The sequence below is a fragment of the Aeoliella mucimassa genome (assembly GCF_007748035.1).
In the GTDB taxonomy this organism is placed as follows: Bacteria; Planctomycetota; Planctomycetia; order Pirellulales; family Lacipirellulaceae; genus Aeoliella; species Aeoliella mucimassa.
Genome location: NZ_CP036278.1, coordinates 3,462,682 through 3,480,654 on the forward strand (window position 1 = coordinate 3,462,682; position 17,973 = coordinate 3,480,654).

General features: G+C 54.5%; 13 protein-coding genes. 11 read left to right on the forward strand and 2 right to left on the reverse strand.

Features of this window, described 5'->3' with window-relative positions; all coding sequences use genetic code 11:
* The first annotated feature begins 19 nt into the window (after positions 1-19).
* The 4 genes from Pan181_RS13745 to Pan181_RS13760 all read left to right on the forward strand — a co-directional run bounded on the left by Pan181_RS13745 (position 20) and on the right by Pan181_RS13760 (position 6,165).
* Complete coding sequence (locus tag Pan181_RS13745) at positions 20-1,045, forward strand: phosphotransferase enzyme family protein (RefSeq protein WP_197528337.1); 1,026 nt, start codon at positions 20-22, stop codon at positions 1,043-1,045.
* A gap of 732 nt (positions 1,046-1,777) precedes the next feature.
* Positions 1,778-3,436 carry a right-handed parallel beta-helix repeat-containing protein gene (locus tag Pan181_RS13750; RefSeq protein ID WP_197528338.1) on the forward strand — a complete coding sequence of 553 codons (1,659 nt, stop codon included), beginning with the start codon at positions 1,778-1,780 and terminating at the stop codon, positions 3,434-3,436.
* A 190-nt stretch (positions 3,437-3,626) separates the two neighbouring features.
* Positions 3,627-4,649, forward strand: coding sequence for a hypothetical protein (locus tag Pan181_RS13755; RefSeq protein WP_145247367.1), 1,023 nt, complete (start codon positions 3,627-3,629; stop codon positions 4,647-4,649).
* A 37-nt stretch (positions 4,650-4,686) separates the two neighbouring features.
* Entirely contained in the window at positions 4,687-6,165 is a 1,479-nt protein-coding gene (locus Pan181_RS13760) for an aldehyde dehydrogenase family protein (RefSeq protein WP_145247368.1), read from the forward strand.
* 693 nt (positions 6,166-6,858) lie between these two features.
* Here Pan181_RS13760 and Pan181_RS13765 read toward each other — a convergent pair.
* Positions 6,859-7,881: a helix-turn-helix transcriptional regulator gene (locus tag Pan181_RS13765; protein ID WP_145247369.1), complete on the reverse strand. Its 1,023-nt coding sequence runs from the start codon at positions 7,879-7,881 to the stop codon at positions 6,859-6,861.
* Between the two features lie 176 nt (positions 7,882-8,057).
* Between Pan181_RS13765 and Pan181_RS13770 the strand changes: the two genes are divergently transcribed.
* The 7 genes from Pan181_RS13770 (at position 8,058) to tnpB (ending at position 16,452) form a co-directional block, all read left to right on the forward strand.
* Positions 8,058-8,846, forward strand: coding sequence for a ThuA domain-containing protein (locus tag Pan181_RS13770; RefSeq protein WP_197528339.1), 789 nt, complete (start codon positions 8,058-8,060; stop codon positions 8,844-8,846).
* 37 nt (positions 8,847-8,883) lie between these two features.
* On the forward strand, positions 8,884-10,149 hold the full coding sequence (locus Pan181_RS13775; protein WP_145247371.1) for a Gfo/Idh/MocA family protein: 1,266 nt from the start codon (positions 8,884-8,886) through the stop codon (positions 10,147-10,149).
* Between the two features lie 53 nt (positions 10,150-10,202).
* A complete protein-coding gene (locus Pan181_RS13780; protein WP_145247372.1) occupies positions 10,203-11,075 on the forward strand; it encodes a sugar phosphate isomerase/epimerase family protein in 873 nt (290 codons plus the stop codon).
* Positions 11,076-11,133: 58 nt separating this feature from the next.
* Complete coding sequence (locus Pan181_RS13785; RefSeq protein WP_145247373.1) at positions 11,134-12,219, forward strand: DUF1559 family PulG-like putative transporter; 1,086 nt, start codon at positions 11,134-11,136, stop codon at positions 12,217-12,219.
* An 882-nt stretch (positions 12,220-13,101) separates the two neighbouring features.
* Positions 13,102-14,022: a hypothetical protein gene (locus Pan181_RS13790; RefSeq protein ID WP_145247374.1), complete on the forward strand. Its 921-nt coding sequence runs from the start codon at positions 13,102-13,104 to the stop codon at positions 14,020-14,022.
* A 72-nt stretch (positions 14,023-14,094) separates the two neighbouring features.
* Positions 14,095-15,348: a PEP-CTERM sorting domain-containing protein gene (locus Pan181_RS13795; protein ID WP_231943590.1), complete on the forward strand. Its 1,254-nt coding sequence runs from the start codon at positions 14,095-14,097 to the stop codon at positions 15,346-15,348.
* 963 nt (positions 15,349-16,311) lie between these two features.
* Positions 16,312-16,452, forward strand: a complete 141-nt coding sequence (gene tnpB, locus Pan181_RS13800) for an IS66 family insertion sequence element accessory protein TnpB (protein WP_197528340.1) — start codon at positions 16,312-16,314, stop codon at positions 16,450-16,452.
* Positions 16,453-16,497: 45 nt separating this feature from the next.
* Here the strand turns inward: tnpB and Pan181_RS13805 are convergent, their stop codons facing one another.
* Positions 16,498-17,847, reverse strand: a complete 1,350-nt coding sequence (locus tag Pan181_RS13805) for a sulfatase (protein ID WP_197528341.1) — start codon at positions 17,845-17,847, stop codon at positions 16,498-16,500.
* Positions 17,848-17,973: the final 126 nt, after the last annotated feature.

Consider the following 17,973-nt stretch of genomic DNA (forward strand, 5'->3'; position numbering starts at 1 on the left):
TACAGCTCCTGCAGTCAGGGTGCAATCCATCGACGAGGGACACATCAACGACACTTACATGGTCGATGCTATCGACAATACTCATTACGTGTTGCAACGGATCAATCACGGCGTTTTCCCTGATCCCCAGGGATTGATGCACAATTTCAAGTTGGTAACCGACTACTTACATGGCAAGTTGCAATCCACAGGTTATCATCCGCTCACTCGTCGTGTACTACAACTGATCGCCACCAACGAGGGAGAGCCTTATTTGTCGACCAGTCAAGGCGAGTACTGGCGAATGTGTCCGTTCATTGCCAACACTCACTCGGCTGGTCACGTTGCCTCGACGCAGGAAGTCTACCAGGCAGGCTTGGGCTTTGGCGACTTTCTGGCCGGCTTAGTGGACTTTCCCATGGAGCAACTCACGGAACCCATTGCAAAGTTCCACCACGGACCAAGTCGTTTAGCACAGCTCTCCGAAGCAGTGATCGAGGATCGAGCCGACCGACTGAAACAGGTGCAGTGCGAAGTCGAGGTCATCCAGAAGCACACCGATCTACTACAACAACCTCAGCACTGGATCGATGCGGGGCGTGTACCATTGCGGGTGACCCACAACGACACCAAGTGCAACAACATCTTGCTCGATAACGAAACTGGCGAAGCAGCTTGCGTCATCGACCTCGATACGGTGATGCCAGGACTGGCACTCTACGACCTCGGCGACCTTGTTCGCACATCCGCTTGCCTGGCAGCCGAAGATGAAACCGACTTGAGCAAGGTCGAAGTTGACACAGATCGCCTTCGGGCGGCAGTGAGTGGATTTGTCGAGGGAACCCGAGGCGTGCTGAAACCCTTCGAACTGCAGTCTCTGGCTATTGGGCCTACCTATATGCCGTTGATCATGGCAACTCGCTTTCTCACCGATTACCTCTTGGGAGACTCCTATTACAAAATCGATTATCCGCAACACAATCTGGATCGCTGTCGCAATCAGCTTGCCGTGATGAAGTGCTTGCAAGAAGCCGAAGCGATTGTTCTGGAGCGCATTCATTCCTAGCTGCAAGTTGCACAACTAGTGAAGCGACAGCACGTCAAATGAGTACATCATCCACCAAGTGCTTTGCGGCACCAAGGACGTGTCCTCTATACCGGCCACACGGAGATCCCCCTGCCCTCACGCGATGCAATGCCTCAATGGTAACTCTGGACCAAGATTTCCTGTCGAAAACACCCTTGCAATCTGTACAAAACATGCTCCAATAACCTACTGTTCATCCGTTTACACCTGAAGCTACAGGCTCTTTGAAAACTTGCTGTTTTTTATGTACGGCGCTTGGCGTTGCCGAGGCAGTCGGTGTTCGCTGCTGCGCGGTAGGTTGGGGGTATCTCTCGTCGTCCTCCCTCTGTGGGCGAGACTCCTCTAGCTCCCCCAATAATAGATTCCCACCGATGGGAATCTATTTCTGAGACTGACGTGTCGGTCTTGATTGCAACCCATTGCCTTATAACCAGTTACGCGCATCGATGCGTCCAATAATAGATTCCCATCGGATGCGTTTTGGGATATGGGAATCTATTCGAGCGCGAAAGTCCCTGGTTTTAAAGGTTGGCGCGAGCTTCAATTTTCCCATCGGTGGGAACATTGGGAATCTATCGCTCGCCCATCGGGGCTATGTTACAAGAGAGGTAGGTTCCCCTTACAGACGACTTCTCTGAATTGCTACCGACTATGCACACCCACCCAACAAACGAGCTATTCCGCACAGGTTTCAAGCTTCACAAGTATCTCTTGCTGCTTATTACACTGGTGGCTTGTTGCCCCTGGATGCGAGCCAACGCCGCGGAGGCTGAGGTGGGAACTCCCTTCGACCTGCAGGGGTATGTCGACCAGGCTATCGCCGAGGGGCAGAGCCGCATCGTGATTCCGCCAGGGCGTTACCGAGTTACTCCCAGGAATCACCAGCATTTGGTGCTTCACCAACTGCAGGATGTAGAGGTGATTGCCGACGGGGTGGAGATGATTTGCACCGAGACAACCCGCGCGGTGACGGTTTCGCATTGCAAAAACGTCACGCTGCGTGGCTTGGTGATTGATTACGATCCGCTTCCCTATACGCAGGGCCGCATCACTGCCATTTCAGCCGATCGCCAGACGTATGACATCGAGTTGTTCGAGGGATACCCGCCTGCCGAGACGGTTCGCAACTTCAAGTACGAGATCTTTCGGGCTGACACCCGTACGCTTCGCTGCGAAGATCATTATGTGAGTGAGATCGAAGTGATTGACGCCCGGCATCTCCGCCTGACATGTCCTGGCAACCATGATCGTAACCCCGAGCAGGTAGGCGATCTCATTGTCATCGGTTCCGAGAATGCACCGCACGGGAGTATTCCGCACGCAGTCGAGTGCAATGGCAACGTGAATGTGCGACTCGAACAAATCGCTCTCTACGCGTCGAACTGCTTTGGGTTTCTGGAATACAACTGCGATGGCAGCGTTTACTCCGAATGTCGAATCGATCGTCGTTCGCCGAACGACGACCTGAAGCAACGCGAGTCGCCTCGCTTGCGTTCGCTGGATGCCGACGCTTTCCATAGCAAGCATGCGATTCGCGGACCATCATACCTAAACTGCTCCGCCCGCTTTATGGGAGACGACTGCATCAACATCTGTGGCGATTACCATATGATCATGAACTCTTCGGGAGAGACACTGCGGGTGCTTGCCAAAGGGGAGATGAACATCGAGCCGGGCGATCCCGTCGAGTTAGTACTCTTTGACGGAGTACGCTTACCCGATGCGAAAGCCATTGCTGTGGTGGCCGCTGGTTCGATTCGCGACGAGGAGCAACAATACTTGGCACAGCAGAACCTGCACCCGCGACTTCAGAGTGGTGAAGGACTCGAAAAGGCATATACGATCACCCTCGACAGCCAAGTCGACATCGACCGTGGCGGAGTCGTCTGCCCGGCGAATCGCATCGGCAATGGATTTGCGGTGAAGAACTGCCATTTCGGATTTAACCGCTCGCGTGGCATCTTGATCAAAGCCAGCAATGGGGAGATCAGCGGCAACCGCATGGAAGGCTGTTGGATGTCGGCCATCCTGGTGTCGCCCGAATACTGGTGGCTCGAAGCAGGCAGCAGTAACAACCTCGTGATCCGAGACAACACGATTACCGATTGCCAGGGTATCGCGGTTCGCATTGAAGCTCCCGCCGGAAATGGAAGCCTGGCCCCCGCCGGCGCGCATCGTGACATTCGCGTGACCAACAACCACATTGCAAAGTGCACCATGCCTGGCATCCTAGTGACCTCCACCGCAGACCTGCAACTCGAAGGAAACACTTTTGAAGATTGGCAAGAAACCCAAGACCTGCCGCACCAATTGCGTGAGGCAGGAATCACGCAGCTTAAACCAATCGTCAAAATCCAATGCGAACCGTAAACACATCGTCGGTAATCGCTGGATTCCCAACTGGACTGTTGTTGTGACTCACGCCCCAGGATAGGCTACTACTCTGGTGCGACAGCTCTGGATACTATGTTCGCCATGCGCAAAGCGGAGAGTGGTCGCAACTCGTCGACTTTCTAGAGAGATGGTCCATGGGTAAAATTGAATCGATGAAGGAATCGCATTGAAAACACTCGAACACAAACTCGACAACCTGCGTCGGAATCCATCAGCAAACGACTTTATCCTGGCCGATGCCAAGGACGCGGACATGGCTTGGGGAATCGCTAGTCCCGGTGCCCCTTATCCTCAGGGGGACAAGCAGCGTTATTACTCAATGCCAGAATTCATGCAGCAAATGCGTGAGATAGTCGCCAGCGGCTATATCGACATCTTGCTAGCGTCGAATTCAGTGATGAGCGTACTAGCCCACCGGGAACGGCTATTCGACGCCAGTCCTGTCACACCCGCCATACGCGCGAACGATACGACCGACGTTTGGATCAGCCGTGTCGCAGACTATCGCGACCACCCTTCGCGCCCCTTTCGGTCGAGCTATCTTCACGAGGCGCAATATGGCAGTCTTACCGCTTCCGGCAACACAGAACCGGTGGTGAATCTGGGGTTGTACTCCATCACATTCAACAACGATTTGGATGCCGATTACGCCAGCTTGGCCGCATTTCGTGAGTTTCGCCAGGAAGCGGCTGAATGTGGCTTTGAATACTTCCTGGAGGTCTTCGCACCGAACATGAACGATTGCGGATTGTCGGCAACCGACATCCCAAAGTTCGTGAACGATTCACTAACCCGTGCTCTGGCAGGCGTTTCGCGGGCGCACTGGCCCAAGTTCCTGAAGATCCCCTACTTTGGACCGCAACCGATGGAAGAACTGGCCGCCTATGATCCAGAATTGATCGTCGGCATCCTCGGTGGTGGAAGCGGCACAACCTACGACGCCTTCAAGCAGTTGGCCGAAGCCCAAAAATACGGCGCCCGGGTCGCGTTGTACGGTCGTAAAATCAAGGATGCCGAACATCCTCTCACCTTTGTGCGTTTTTTGCGAACGATCGTCGATGGCGACATCACTCCTGAGGAAGCGGTGTCCGCCTATCATAGCGAACTGCAGAAGCTGAAGATTCCTCCCAAAAGAAGTCTGGCGGACGACTCCCAGTTGTCCGCTACCGAGCTTAGCTACGCACGTTAAATCAATTCACTCCCCTCCTCTCACAAGAAATGCCATCATGAGCACTGTTCAACCAGAGCCAAGAGTCAAGAGCTTTCTCAGCCAAGATCGCATTCCTGCATTCGTCGGCGGCAATTGGCAGACCACCTCAGCCGGTGAGGTGGAGGTGGTCGACCCGTCGACAGGAGCGGTAGTCACCCGGGTATGCGCGGCCGATGCATCCGATGTGAACTCGGCGGTCGAGTCCGCCCACCAAGCGTTCGCTAGCTGGTCGGCACTATCGCCGAGCGAGCGGGCGGTCTACTTGCATCGACTGGCCGATCTCATCGAGTCGCACGCCGAAGTGCTTGCCCAGCTTGAGTCGATCGACGTCGGCAAGCCTATTAACAACGCTCGTGGGTTCGATATTCCCTTCGGCGCCGAATGCTTGCGTTATTTCGCCGACTTAAGCGTTCAAGCGACCTACGACACTCCCCTGGCCATCAAGCAGATGGAAGCTCGCGTTCATCGCGCTCCGTATGGCGTGAGTGGGTTCATATTCCCCTGGAATTTCCCATTCACCCTCTTCTGCTGGGGGGCCGCTCCAGCACTGGCTGCTGGTAATACCGTTGTGGTCAAGGCATCCGAAGTTACTCCCCTTTCAACGCTTTACATCGGACACCTTGCCCAAGAAGCTGGCATTCCCGACGGCGTCACCAACATTCTGACCGGTTACGGACAGGCGTGTGGCCAGCCTCTTGCCGAGCACCCACTGGTGAAACGTATGTCGTTCACCGGTTCGACGACGGTTGGCAAACTAATTGGTCGCATCTGCGGAGAGCGACTCGTCCCCTGCAAGCTGGAACTCGGCGGTAAGGGTGCCGCGTTGGTGCTACAGGATGCCGATATTCCCGCTGCAGCGGCAAGCTTGGCCAACGCTATCACCTTGAACACCGGACAGGTTTGCTGCACTGCCACCAGATGGTTTCTGCACGAGAGTGTGTACGACGACTTTATCGATCAAGCTCGTGAGGTCTTGTCGCACACCAAGATCGCATGCGGCATGGACGAGCAGTCGCAGATGGGGCCGCTTGTTTCGAAGCCTCAGCTCGATCGTGTCCAAGACTACTACCAGAAAGGCATTGCCACTGGTGCCACCGCAGTGATCGAAATGGAAAGGCCAGAGGTCACCGCAGGCGGCTACTTTGTAAGCCCCCACTTGCTTACCGGTTCGGACGACAATGTATGTTACCGCGAAGAGGTGTTTGGCCCTACCGCCTACGTGGTGAAGTTCAGCGACGAGACGCAGGCGGTAAGCAGGGTAAACCAGCTTGCTTATGGACTGGCCAATAGTGTCTGGAGCCAAGACCACGCCCGCGCATCGCAGCTCGCTGAGAAGGTGATCGCCGGCAATAGCTGGATTAATGCCCACAACGTGTTTGCCTACGGACTGCCCTACGGGGGAGTGAACTTGAGCGGCGTCGGTGGTGGGGTCAACTCGCCGGAGACCTTCAACGACTACCTTCGCAATCAAACCATCGCTCGGCCGCTTGCATAATTACTGATGTTGAAGAGTTCCGCACCTTTCTACGTGAGCGAGTCCGATACTAAGGAATCGCCGACGAGAGTGGGTACTGGCCGGAGTGCAGCTCAAACGAAGAAGTCTTTGAGCTGCTTCTCGCAGCCATAGAGCAGGCGGACTACACCCCAGTAAGGAGGCTACACGAGAGATTCGAAACTGTTTAACACTGGTTCACACAGCTGGCTTGAACCTGAGCAATCTGCCAATGGCAACCAACTAGCCGAGGTGGCCTGTCAGGATTTCGCGAATTTCAGAAGGAGAATGATCCCCCTTCGGATGTGGTTGGGGTGAAAACCGGTACGCCACTGATTCCACGCTTGTTGCTGAAGACGATGCAAGCTGACTCAGTTCAGACAATTGTCAACAATTGGTAACTGTGCAGCATTACTATAGCTGTCGCGTACTCTACTCGTCTAAAATCCTTATAGCGACCTAAACAGGCGACAGCTCACGCTTTGGAGACAGGCCCTTTCCAGATCTCCCAAAATAATTCATTACGTTTGGTTTATACGATAACACTTCCATCTCGATTACATAATTCCACTGATACTTCAATCGTTAGACTTGTGTAGACTGAGAACCAAACATCACGTAATTGCAGTCACAGGTAGCGTTCTAGCCATCAGCGCCCTGGCCTCACTGCAACTCACTTCCGTCTAGAAATCGCACCTACTCGAGAACCTGGCTAGCGTGTTGCTGAGGAGGATAGCCGTAGTGGCGACGAAACACCGTGGCGAAGTATTGAGGTGAGCTGAAACCAAATTGTTCAGCAAGTTGAACATTCGTCAAATGGGGCTGCTGGCTGAGTAGTTCAGCGGCTGCTTCCAGCCTTAATCGATTCATGTGCTGAACTGGGGTCGCATTGGTTAGTGTTCGACAGTACTCAGTAAACTGTGTCACTCCCAAGCCACATTCTGCGGCCATCGATCTAAGAGTCCACTCATTTGCCAAGCTGAGGTGGTCAGAACGGAGGTCTTCCAAAAACAGCTCCACGGTTCGTTGGGTTTCAGCAAGACTCGCGTCCTTCTGGACATGACGGCTGCGCAGCAACTCGAGGACATGCATTAAAAGTTCATTAATAAGTAGTTGAATCCATGAGACATCTACTCGTTCAGATTGTGTGCCTTGCTCGATTTTGCGTGCGATCCGAGCGAAGCACTTGCCTACGGCCTCGGCCGATTGCCAGACAGGGTGCTCATTCTGACGTAGCAACGTAGTAAGCTCTTCCAAGTCGCGGGGAGCAAGAATTATCCACTTAGGCCACACCCAACTTTGGTGGGGACGACGTACTCCCAGATCAATAATCATCCAATGCAAGCGACCAGGACCAATTGTTGGGTCACCTAAACGGTGTCGCTGCCATGGACGTGTGATCGTCAAATCAAGCGGCTGCAGTTGGAAATCCTGCCCCTCGATGGCAAAGTCCAGATGGCCCCGCTCTAGCAGGCAAATTTCAACCCCCTCATTTTGATGCCAGTCGAGTCGCCACTTCTGTTGCTTGGGGGCATCCCAGAATCCGATGGTCTTGAGCCCCGGCAGCACGTTTTTTGACAACCGTAGCCCCGGATAGTGACCGTGGGCTACCGCATGCAAATTTATCTCGTCCGCGTTTGCTGCCTGTTCCAGTGGCCGACAGGAATCAGCTCGGTACTTTTCATCTTGCACCGTAAATATGGGAATGCGGCCATTCATAATGCGGAGAATAGGAGGAGTATAAAATTCTTCAGTAAGGAATAATCCATTTCACCCAAGATCATTCGCAATAAAATTAGTCTCCAGTGGCTTATCAATCAAGCTTCCTTACAGCGGTTTCTTTTCAAGAGTAAGACTTGTCTCTCACCCGCCATATCATAATGGCTGAGGATAGGATGCGTCATAAAGCCTACAGTGCGCTGGTCTGCTTGGTGTTACTGGCAACTGGTCCAATTGCTATGGGTGAATCGCCCTGCAGCGGGCTTGTTCGCGTGCTGTTGCTTAGCGGACAAAACAACCACAACTGGCAGATGACAACTCCGAAACTCAAGGCCATCCTTGAGGACACTAAGCGATTTTCCGTCGAAGTTACTGAACACCCCGAGCAACTGACCTCCGAGAGCCTAAACAAGTTCCAGGCTATTGTTAGTAACTGGAATGCACACAGTACACATTCTACCGGAGAATCTAATTGGCCCCCCATTGCGAAAGAAGCCTACATGGAGTTCGTAAGGCGAGGGGGTGGTCACGTAGTTGTACATGCTGGCTCTGCTTCCTTTCCCCAGTGGGAAGAGTATCACGAGATGACGCTAGCCACTTGGAAAGTGGGCCAGACGAGGCACGATAAGCAGCACACTTTCACGGTCGACTTTGCAGATGACACTCACCTCATCACGCAAGGGCTTCAAAGCTTCGAGTACTATGGAGAATTGTGGCTGCAACCAAGCATCCAGGAGGGGACAACGGTGCTGGCAACGGCCAGTTCGCCACTAACTCCGGGGGGGCACAACGCTCCTGTGGCATTTGCTAGCAACTTTGGCAAGGGACGCAGCTTCACTCTTCTACTGGGGCACGATGCAAACGAGATGGACAACCAGGGATTCCAGTCGTTGCTGACGCGGGGCGTTTACTGGGCTGCCATCGGTGAAGCGATGCCGTCACAAGCAACACCCGAACAACAATAACTATTCGATTGGCATTTAATCATAAGTAGGGTTTAGCATGTATGAACATCGACTCTCACGGCGTACGGCTATCAAGTGTGGGTTGGCGGCGATTGCCAGGCCTGCCTTTCTGCCAGCCTCCGCTTTTGGAAAGGTGGAGAGTAGCTCTACAATCGAACGAGTGAATTTGGGGCACATCGGCGTCGGAGTGAGGGGCACGCAGATACTGAACTCCATGCGTAACCTCCCTGGGGTGCAGAGCGTGGCTGTTGCCGACTGCTTCGAGTACCGACGTGAGAATGCAGCCAAACAGATCGGCGGAGAAGCTTATCAAGACTTTCGCAAACTGCTTGATAGAAAAGACATCGACGGGGTCATCATCGCGACGCCAGACCACTGGCATGTTCCGATCGCGTTGATGGCCGCTGACGCGGGCAAAGACGTCTATGTCGAAAAGCCGCTTGGAGTTTGTCTGGAGCAGGATTTACTCTGCCAACAAGTGTTCAGCAGCAACAAGCGAGTCTTTCAGTACGGTACGCAGCAACGCGAGTCCGTTCATCAGCAACTGGGGCGAGAGATCGTGCGGGCCGGAAAGCTGGGCGAACTGAAAGCCATCGAGGTCAAGATTCCTAATGGGGAACGGGGCGGTTCCACTGCCGAGGAACCTGTGCCGTCGGGGTTTGATTACGACAGGTGGCTTGGCCCCGCTCCGATGGCGACCTATACGAAGGATCGATGCAGAGCCAGCGGGGGGAGCTACTGGTGCTACGACTATTCGATTGGCTACCTCGGTGGCTGGGGCGCGCACCCGCTCGACATCCTGGTGTGGTGCTACGACGGCGACATGGCCGGTCCTTACACCATCGAGGGCTCGGGAGTAGTTCCCACCGATGGCCTATACAATACGGTGGTCGATTGGAACATGACATTGCAGATGAGCGACGGCGTCAAGATTACTATCACCACCGGTGACAACAGCACCAAGTTCATCGGCGTCGAGGGCAAGGTTGAGCTAACCCGCGGTACATTGCGTACATCCCCCCAAGAGTGGAAGCCAGACGGCGTGCCATCTAACAACCATAGTCATAGCACCGCACAGCACGTTGCTAATTTTGCTGATTGCATCCGATCGAGAGAAACCACGCACAGCCATATTCAGGATGCGGTGCGTTCAGACACGATCAGTCACCTGTGTGACATCGCGGTGCGTACAGGCGAACGGATAACCTGGGACCCGATCAAGCAGCAGATCACCGAGGGCAGTAACCAGGCAATGGACATGATAAGTCGACCGCTGCGTGCACCGTGGACTCTCAAGGGCTAGCAGTCAACTCGAAAAGCACTTGGCATAACAACTGGAACACAAAAGGGTATCACATGGGCAAACTCAGTTTAGGCATCAACATGGAGTTTGTTCGCCATCACGACAAGTCGTTTGAATGGGGTGTCGAAAAGGCAGCCGAGCTGGGATACGACTACGTCGAGCCTATGGTTCATTGGGGACGAGAGCTGCTGAGCGAAGCGGGCTACTTCCATAGTGTTTCGATGCTGGACGACCCGTATCGCATTCGTCGTGCTTGCGAAAAAGCGGGCATTGGCATTTCGGGACTGTCGGCTCATGCCCCTTTGTGCAAACCGGAAGCGAGTGTCGAGTACTTGAAGCAAGCGGTTCGCTATGCAGCCGAGTGCGGAGCACCCGTCGTCAATACCGACGAAGGCCCCAAGGCTCCCTGGACCACAGAAGACGAAGACTTTGCGCTCATGCGATACTCGTTGCAGGAAGTGGCGCTAGTTGCCGAAGCCCGAGGTATCAGCATAGGCCTAGAGCCACACCAGCAATATTCGAAACACCCCGCTGGGGTCGACCGAATCTACGCGTTGGTGGATTCGGAAGCCATTGGCATCAACTTCGATACGGGCAACTCGTACCTTTGTGGGCACGACCCCTACGAGTGGCTAACTTCGGTTGCCTTCCGTCTGGTTCACCTGCACGCCAAGGATATCTCCGTTCAACACTCCGAAGAGACCCGCGGCAAGGTCACAGGTACTCCCGTGGGTTGCGCCTGCGGCGAAGGTGTGATTGACTGGGAGCGAATCCTTGACATTTGCCGAGTTGCCCCCCGCGACATCGTCCTGAGCGTGGAGTGCGGCACGGTAGAGCAAGCCGAGAGCAGCATCAACTACCTGAGTGAACTGCTTAATACATACCAAGGCAAGGAACCAAAACTCCACACGGTAAATTCAGCATGAGTTTCAGGAAATACTGAGATTCGATGGTTCATTCGGATTGCTATAGAAAACCCGAACAATGATCTTCTCACCCTCCTCATTGACAGCTAGCTACTGTCAATATCCCGTAGGTTTATCCATGATGATCAGGCGATCTTTCTCTTTCAACGCGTTTACCTGTGCCAAGATGCGACGTGCGCGATGGGGGTTTACTCTTGTTGAACTGCTAGTCGTGATAGCAATTATCGGCATCCTGGTTGCCTTGCTGTTACCTGCTGTCCAATCGGCGCGAGAAGCAGCACGGCGGACCCAATGCTTGAACAATGTCAAACAATTGGCCTTGGCGACTCTCAACTACGAGTCGACCTACGAAACTCTTCCGCCGGGTTCAAATTACCGCAGCGATAAGAATGGCAACTGGCTTACCGAGTGTTTGCCGTTTATGGAACATACCAATCTGGTCGACTCGCTCGATTTTACCCAGCGGTTTAATGTCTCTCCAAACCGCGACATCATTGCAAACACCATCGTAGGTGACTTCATTTGCCCGAGTGACGAGTACGCGTCGGAGCCTATCTTCCGGCGTTTCGAAAACTCGAAATGGAATTCCAGTGTAGCAAACCACAGCACCAACCCCTCCGTCGCACAAGGGTTATGGTACACCGGCTGCATGGGGCCCACGCTCCCAGATCGGTGTGAGTTTGGAGACGATCCTCGGGTCTGCATGGGTCGTAACTTTGGCACCATCTTGCGGCCAACGCTGGGCTACGTTTCCAGTTGCTTCACTTCTCAGACTTGTCCGGAGAACGATATCTGCGTGGGACTGATCTGCCGCAGCCACAAGGGGGTGCCGCTCAGGCGAGTAACGGACGGCGTCTCGAACACCATTTTGCTAGGAGAGTTTCTTCCCAAGGATTGCGGTTGGAACTGTGTATTCTGTGACAATTTCACTGTCAGCTCTACTCATATACCAATCAACACTCGCGAATCGGACGACGGGACCGGGGACAACTATTGGAGGACCAGCGGATACAAAAGCCTTCATGCCGGCGGGGTGAACGTCGCGATGGGAGACGGTAGCGGTACCTTCCTACAGGAGGATATCGACTACTTCGTCTACAACGCCATGGGTTCGCGGGCCTCCGGAGATCTGATCAACAAATAACCATGATTGTGCCATGCCTTGGATCGATTAATCGCATAAGAGCGTACAGGAGAATGCACACACAGTATTGTCAACTCCTCGGGGTGATGTTGCTTGGCGTTGCGGGCTGCTCTGGAAACAACTACCCGACGGTTCCGGTTGGCGGCACCGTAACGTTCGACGGAGGGCCTTGTCCAGGACCAGGCGTCGTGATCTTCCAACCCGTGGGCGAAAGCGACTCTGGCCAACGGCCCGGGCGTGGGAAATTCAAGGAGGATGGTTCGTTTCTTGCCTCGACCTACGCCCCAGGCGACGGGCTCTTGCCGGGCAGCTATTTGATGCAAGTCCAGTGCGACAAAGGGCAACCAAATCCCGCGAGTCCGGATCCCTTTGGAGAGATTACCTGGGTAGACCCTAAATACAAGCCACAAGAAATCCAAGTCCAGAAAGGCGCAAAGCTTTTGGACATAAAGATAGACGTGCCGCTGCGCGAGTAAGTGCAGCGGTCGACGAGGTCGCTTTCTACATACGTGTTGCAGGTGCCGACGAAGTACTGCACCACCATGATTGTGCGACCGCCCCTCCTCCCAATACCACATATCGTCCGTCGCAATCTGAGTCGTCGATCATGCTCGCGGTGCGCAATGCGTCCCCGATTCAGGAGTGCTGTTAGGTGCTACCGAGATATCTTGTTTCGCTTCTTGTCTTTGAAAATTGTACTTAGGGGATTGCTCCGTGATTCAAACTCTTTTGCGATGGCTTATGTTCCGCGCGACACGAAAGCCGCTAAGAGAAAGCGGCTCTTATGAAGTCGCGCCGGCAACGAACTCCAGTACCGTGATCTGGAAAGATTCTACCACCACTCGTGCCTTATCGGAGGTTTACCACACTATGGAACGACACATGCGAAAACAAACACTGTTTGCCGCTGCACTCGTCGCGGCTTTGGCTGTTGCTTCTCATCAGACTGCCAACGCGGTCATTATTGCCTCGGACGACTTTACTGCCACTGATTCGGGAGTTGGCTGGGCCACAGGGGACGAGTGGGAATATCTGCAGGCAGAGGAATCACGAGTGTTAGTAGAATACAACCAGGCGAGCTGGCGCGAACTCGCGAGTCCGGTGGATATTTCAAATCAAGTGACCTACATGCGGATGACCTACCAACGGGTTGTCGGCAACACGAGCTTCTGGGGCGGCGTGTCCCTGTTCGACGGCACACAGGAAAGCCCCGGCCGGGAGCTCTTTAAGCTCGGCCGGCCGGCTGGGATGAGCAACTACGGGGCCGATACCCTTGGCGATAAGCTGGACAGTATAGTCCGCACAAACACCAGCCTGCACGAGCTAATCGTCGAGATCGACACGACCAACCAATCATCCTTCGGCGAGGTCAACTATAAACTGTGGATCGACAACCATAACTACGACGCTCCGGCTGATGAGGTTCTGGTTACCGGCATCTCGCCAGAGCATTTCTACAACATGGTGGGGGTGCTTCGCATGCAGGCTCAGACCAATGCGTTCGATCGGGTCTATGGGCCGCTGACTATTGCAACCGATCCGATTGAAGTTGGCTTGGTTCCTGCTGGCGCCCCGCAGCTCACTATCAACCGCACAACGGGCGAAGTCTCGCTGAGCAACGTCTCGTCAGTTGATGGCGTGGTGGGTTACACACTTTCTTCCGCCGGCGGATCGTTCAACACGGCGAATTGGACCACTATCACCGGTAACTACGACAATTCCCCCGGTGGCGATGGCTCGGTGGACACGGACGACTTGTGGAACGTGGTCAGCGACCTCAGCAATACGGAGCTAAGCGAGTAAGCGATTTCTGGCGACGGAGGCACCATCGGCACAACCCCGGTTGACCTGGGCACGCCTTGGATCAGGACCCCGGTGGAAGATGTGCAAGCCACCCTGATGATCGACGTGAATGGCGAATCTATGCCGGTCAGCGTTTCGGTGGAGTACACCGGAGACGTCAAGCTGGGGGACCTCAACGACGATGGCATGATCAACGCAGCCGACTGGACTCTGTTCAAGTCGGGCCAGGGAGTCGTTAATCCCGGGATGTCCGCAGTCATGGCATACCAGATGGGCGACCTCGATGGCGACGGCTACAACCTGCTGCAGGACTACTCACTATTCACGTCTGTGTACGACGCAGAAAATGGGCTGGGAGCCTTCGCCGCATTAACGTCTGCTGTTCCCGAACCGACCAGCTTGGCACTGCTCGCCTCGGTAGGTGTGCTGCTGCTCGTCCGGAAGTCTCGCTTGTGGCAAGCGACTCTCTGCCTGAGTCTGATCGCACTGTTGCCGGCGTCGCCTGCGTGTGCCGTTATTCTCAATCCCGGCTTCGAATCACCTGGTACAACCGGCTTCCCCCAAGCAGATGACTGGGCCGTCAAAGCCCAAACCGCCTTGCACGCGTCTTTCTCAAGGCTTAACAATGAAACGCTCGGTGCGAGCTTTGCGTTTACCGACGCGTCGACTTATCAGACGCTTAGCGAGACTTATTCGCTTTTCACTGAATATACATTCCAAGGATACGGTGCCAACGACAGAGGCAGGGATCTGAACTTTGCACTCGGATACTTCGACGATTCGAATGGCTACCACACGTTAAATGCGGCCAGCTACGACCTGGACGTGTTCGCGCCTAGCGCGTGGGCGTTGTTAGATGGCGTTAGTTACTCCACGGACATTTCGGGGAGTGAGATTGGAATCGCGCAATACAATACGTGGAAGAGCAACTTTGGGGAGTCGACTACCAGTGCTTGGGAAAGCATTGCAAGTCAAAACCTGGCTGGATTTCCCGTCGGGGACGGATCGGGCAACGGCTGGGAAGAAGGAGCGGTCCCAGGCTCGATACATGTTGCCGAGTACTACCTCGAAGGCGAATCAACCATCGCCGTTGACGCGTCTCCAATCTCACTGGGGGATCTCTACGGTGGCGGTGTCGCTGGTCCTGAGGACCTTCTCTTTGAGTACGTCATCTCCGACGGCTCCGTCGTACAGGGCTGGGTGAACTATGCCACGGAGCCAAACAGCCTAGTCGGAACCAACAATGCGGTTCCCGAACCTTCAACGCTGCTCGTTGCATCGATCATGGGCATCATTGTTGTTGGAGTGCGTCGCACTCTGGTCTAGTGGTGTTTGCGTGCTTGGTGGTCGCACAGCAATAAGGGCAGCACTGTGCGGCCACCAGCGTTTCGCCTCGAAAAGCGTTCACAATCGAGTCAAGCGGCAGCACAACAAGGGAATCGTCTATCAAGCGGTTAGTGGGACGGAAAGATACTGAACGGCGTCGCGACGAGGAATCTTCAGCGACTCAGTCGGTAAGCAGACTCCAGGGGGCGGCTGGCAAGCATTTGATTGCATATTCCAAAGATTATGTGAAACGATGTCGGATATTGAGACTTCCTGCTAAGACCCAAAAGGGTAGATCCAATATCGGGTCGGACCACCATGGAATCGCTCCCGACGATCTCGCGTCTAATCCTCTTGCCGCGATACCAACGCCATCCCATGCTTACTTCATTCCATTCCTAGCCTGCCACCAGCACTGTGCCCCCCGAGTTCGAGCCTCCAACGCCAGTCTAGCCCGCAACCCTTGACGCCAACGAGAGCTGTTAGCCTCCTTCCGATCCTTTGCCTATTGGTTTCTGCTCGGGAGTGCATCCAACTGCCAACAAGTTGTGAATACCTAAGGACCTAGCGGCCAGCCTCGGAGTTTGCAGTGGCCATCGCTTGTACCTCATGCACCGTGGATTGTTTCCGTTACGCACGCCGCGTGTTCGCTTTCTTCCCGAACCAAGCGAACATCGTTCATCTACAAACGTCCCAGGTAGCAGAGCTCAAGTACCGCGTGTCGCTGTCTAGCCTCGCATCAACTAGACTGGTCATTCTTGCCCGCAAGTCAGATCCAAGCAGGGGGCTGAGCATTGTGCGATCGACACACATTCGCTGGTGGTACCGGATAATGTGGATCTGTCGCTTCATCAGTCGATAACAGCGAGACTTGGCAGGCTTAGATAGCTTAGCTGCGATCACCTAGGTGGCGGAACTGGTGCTGCAACTGAAACGCGAGGGCAGATAGTGCCAGCGTCGGAAGTGAAATTGTGGGTGGCGACCACGCCGGTCGACAAGCGGAAGAGTTTTGACATCTTGGCCGCGGTGGTCGAGAAGTCCCTAAGGCACGCCCTGGTGAGCGGCTGTCTGTTCGAGTTTCGCTACAAGGGGGCACCTGACTAAGGGCCTGTGGAGTGACTGCGAGGGCTGGGTAAACTGCTTCACTGGCTATTGAAAAGTGTCTTTGGAACGGGGCAAAGGAGCCTGGTTAGCGCGGAGCCAATCTTCGAGTTCGCTTTTTAGCGACCGCGCGATTTCGGGATAAGACGTGGCCATGTTGATGGATTCACCCGGGTCGTTTTCCAAATCGTACAATTGAGCCTCGTGGGTCTCGTAGCTGTAGATGAGTTTATATCGACTTTGGGTAATGGCACTGTACGGAGTCTGCCAAACCTGTTTGCTTTGGGGCTGGCCGTTGTAGCAGGGCATGTGGCAGTAGATGGCGTCGCGCACTAAGTCTGTTTCGTGATTCAGCAGCGGCACGAGCGACCGTCCGTCAAGTTGGTGATCAGGCTTTCCGGAACCAGTCATATCCAGCAAGGTCGGGTACCAGTCGATGATGTCGATCAACGCATCGGTGCGTTCCGCCCGAGAATGGCCCGGCCAAAACACCATCGTGGGGACTCGGACACCCCCTTCGTAGCAAGTTCCCTTGTGGCCACGTAGTGGAGTGGAATCGCCGCTCAGTCCATTCACTCCGTTGTCGGAAGTGAAAATAATGACCGTGTTCTCGGCAAGCCCCAGTTCTTCAACAGCATGGAGGACTCCTCCAAACGCATCGTCCAATGCCGCGATCATCGCCGCGTAGGTTGGATTGTACCGAGCCGGCTCCTTGCTCCTTTCCTTGAATCGTTGAATATCCGCTTCGCGGGCCTGCAGTGGCCGGTGAACCGAATACGGTGCGTAGCATAAGAAGAATGGCTGTTCTTTGTTTCGTTCAATGAACGCAATCGACTCTTTCATCAGGCGTTCCGGCAGGTACTCGCCCGGTGGGCCGTCTACAAGCTTTGGGTTCTTGTAAGGACTGAAGTAGCTTGGGGGATGCCCCTTTCCCCATCCTCCGGCGTTTAAGGTGAAACCATTATGGGTCGGGTCATGCGTAACGTGCCACTTACCAACGTATCCGGTCGCGTAGCCCGCTTCCGCAAGCGAATCTGCCAGCATGGTGATGGGCTGTTGATAATAGAGCTTTGATTTCACGGGGATAATCCGCCGATCCTGCTCACTGCCTTTGCCACCAAATGCCTCGACGTGGTAGATGCCTGTGTGTGGCGAGTTAAGCCCGGTAAACAGACTCGCCCGCGAGGGCGAGCAGGTCGGCATCGCGTACGATCGATTGAAGACCGTTGCCCGCTGCGCGAAAGCGTCGATATTCGGTGTTAGATAGTAGCTCGCACCGTTGTACCCGACATCCGCCCATCCTAGGTCGTCTACCAGAATCAAGAGGACACTGGGGCGTTCGGCTGCATGGGTTGCGGAAGCCGCCAATAGCAATAGCGCGGCAAGAAATCTCACCATCGGTATCCCCAAAACATGCCTTTGCATGCGAAGGTGTCTCACAAGCTTGGATGAGGGGGATGCAAACATGTTGATGTGAACGTTGTAGGTGAAGGAGTTGGCCAGGATAACCCGTCGCTGTTAGCC

Excerpts from the sequence above, each read along its gene's own strand:
- Pan181_RS13790 (WP_145247374.1), top strand. The coding sequence starts at position 13,102 with ATGCGAAAACAAACACTGTTTGCCGCTGCACTCGTCGCGGCTTTGGCT.
- Pan181_RS13780 (WP_145247372.1), top strand. The coding sequence starts at position 10,203 with ATGGGCAAACTCAGTTTAGGCATCAACATGGAGTTTGTTCGCCATCAC.
- Pan181_RS13765 (WP_145247369.1), bottom strand. The coding sequence starts at position 7,881 with ATGAATGGCCGCATTCCCATATTTACGGTGCAAGATGAAAAGTACCGA.
- Pan181_RS13775 (WP_145247371.1), top strand. The coding sequence starts at position 8,884 with ATGTATGAACATCGACTCTCACGGCGTACGGCTATCAAGTGTGGGTTG.
- Pan181_RS13760 (WP_145247368.1), top strand. The coding sequence starts at position 4,687 with ATGAGCACTGTTCAACCAGAGCCAAGAGTCAAGAGCTTTCTCAGCCAA.
- Pan181_RS13785 (WP_145247373.1), top strand. The coding sequence starts at position 11,134 with ATGATCTTCTCACCCTCCTCATTGACAGCTAGCTACTGTCAATATCCC.
- Pan181_RS13805 (WP_197528341.1), bottom strand. The coding sequence starts at position 17,847 with ATGGTGAGATTTCTTGCCGCGCTATTGCTATTGGCGGCTTCCGCAACC.
- Pan181_RS13770 (WP_197528339.1), top strand. The coding sequence starts at position 8,058 with ATGCGTCATAAAGCCTACAGTGCGCTGGTCTGCTTGGTGTTACTGGCA.